The sequence below is a fragment of the Shewanella sp. ECSMB14102 genome (genome assembly GCF_000813075.1).
In the GTDB taxonomy this organism is placed as follows: domain Bacteria; phylum Pseudomonadota; class Gammaproteobacteria; order Enterobacterales; family Shewanellaceae; genus Shewanella; species Shewanella indica.
In genome coordinates, this window is record NZ_JWGX01000021.1 from 1 (window position 1) to 1,715 (window position 1,715).

Below are 1,715 nucleotides of genomic sequence, written 5' to 3' on the forward strand. Positions count from 1 at the left end.
CCATTAAGCCTAAGAAAAATGCCGTTCACACTAAGTGAACGGCATTAGGGCATTATGGGGTGCATTTAGCGGGGCTGTATTTGGAGCTTTAGGAAACCAAATTCATGGAGCGGAGGGGACTTCTAATGCTTGGTCAACTGGGGAGCAGATGTTAGCTCATGGTTCAACAGGAGGAGTCATTAGTGTCTTACAAGGTGGAAAGTTTGGTCACGGGTTTATCTCTGCTGGAATCATGAAGGGGATTGGGAAAATTCAAACGAGTGCGTCTTTTGGTCGAGTAATGATTCAGACCGTAGCAGGTGGAACAGTATCCAAACTTACAGGAGGTAAGTTTGCAAATGGAGCGATAACATCTGGAATGCAATATGTAGTAAATGAAGTGGCAAATGTTTTAAAAAGTAGAACAGATGTCCTAGAACCTAAAAAACAGAAACCTGAGGTTGTATCTATTCAATCTAGAACTGTTTATTCTAAGTGGATAGGAGATCCGCCTCCAAGTTTAAAGGCTGGGCCTGAAGTAGCATGGAGGTTGGTTGATTCATCTGTATACACTGAATATGAGATTACATATGTAACTACTCAGGTTAAAACTACGCAGGATACAATATTTACACTATGGGAGGAAGATGCTTCTGGTAACGTGAGTGATTTTATAGGGCAACGGGTTACATCAGAAACGTTGAGAACCGATTTTAATGAGTCAGTACATATAAGGTCGATAGGTATAGTTGGTGTTACAAGGTTGCCGGAAGGGGCTAAAATTGTTGATTCACTTTGTATACAGAATAACATGCGGGGGTGCTAGTGAAAGTTCTAATAAGAATATTTTTATACATTTTTGTTGGAGTCGTTATAGGGTATTTTTTGTTTTATAAAGAAAATGTTGAGCCAGTAGGAAAACAATATGGAGTACTAAGAATTCCTATGTTAAGTGGCTGTCCCTTGAAGCCTGACGGGCTTCATGTGGAGGGGGTTGTTAAAGTAGAAGCAGTAGACTTTAACTTAAAGGTTGATGGTGTTTTTTCATCTGGGTTTTGGAAAGTTTATCATACAGGTACACCAGTAGAAGCTCTACGGGGAGTTTATGGTTACATCGGGGAGTGTATACCTAGCATGAGTTCTGAGTACCTTGGTGAAGGGGTTTTTGAAAAGGATTTATCCCGTTATTTTGCAATGTCTAATGAATTTGATGTCTACGTTCATATTGATGGAGGGAAAGCTAAAGTGATCTATTTTAAAGAGTAGAAATACAAGATGAGGTGTGGGGTGGAATATGGTAAAAATGGGACACCCAGCATTAATGGTGCAGAGGTTAGCCTCCAACTATGCTTTGTTTACGCAAATGGGTGGAAGATATGAAGAACACGGAAAATAGGACCACACGGAAAACAGGAACGGAAAATAAACGGAAAACACACGGAAAACAAACGGAAAACAAACGTAAAACAAATGGAAAACAGAACGAAAACAGGACAGCCATATCTTTTTGAGAGGGTGTTCAAAATTCTGTGTCACGTTAAAAATCACAGAACGATGTGAGCATCCAGTCGTCCTTCAAAATGGATGGACAGCTGAGATAGCGTTAAATTCCAGTTTTGAATCGGGTGTGACCACCGCTCCTGAGCCTTCAATATACCGGCGTAGAGCAGTTTGAGTAAACTGTTCTCGTTGGCAAAACCACCCTTGGTTTTCGTCAGTTTACGAAACTGACGATG

The 1,715-nt window shown here is 40.6% G+C and carries 2 protein-coding genes and 1 pseudogene; 2 read left to right on the top strand and 1 reads right to left on the bottom strand.

The genetic code is table 11. The features are described 5' to 3' along the window. Positions 1-34: 34 nt before the first annotated feature. Positions 35-805, top strand: a complete 771-nt coding sequence (locus RC73_RS08150) for a hypothetical protein (RefSeq protein WP_039034190.1) — start codon at positions 35-37, stop codon at positions 803-805. After that, positions 805-1,245, top strand: a complete 441-nt coding sequence (locus RC73_RS08155) for a hypothetical protein (RefSeq protein ID WP_039034191.1) — start codon at positions 805-807, stop codon at positions 1,243-1,245. The genes RC73_RS08150 and RC73_RS08155 overlap by 1 nt, the downstream gene beginning before the upstream one ends. Positions 1,246-1,523: 278 nt before the next feature. On the opposite strand, the pseudogene RC73_RS20075 reads toward RC73_RS08155, so the two are convergent. Beyond that, positions 1,524-1,715, bottom strand: a pseudogene (locus tag RC73_RS20075) (IS256 family transposase); the annotation flags it as partial.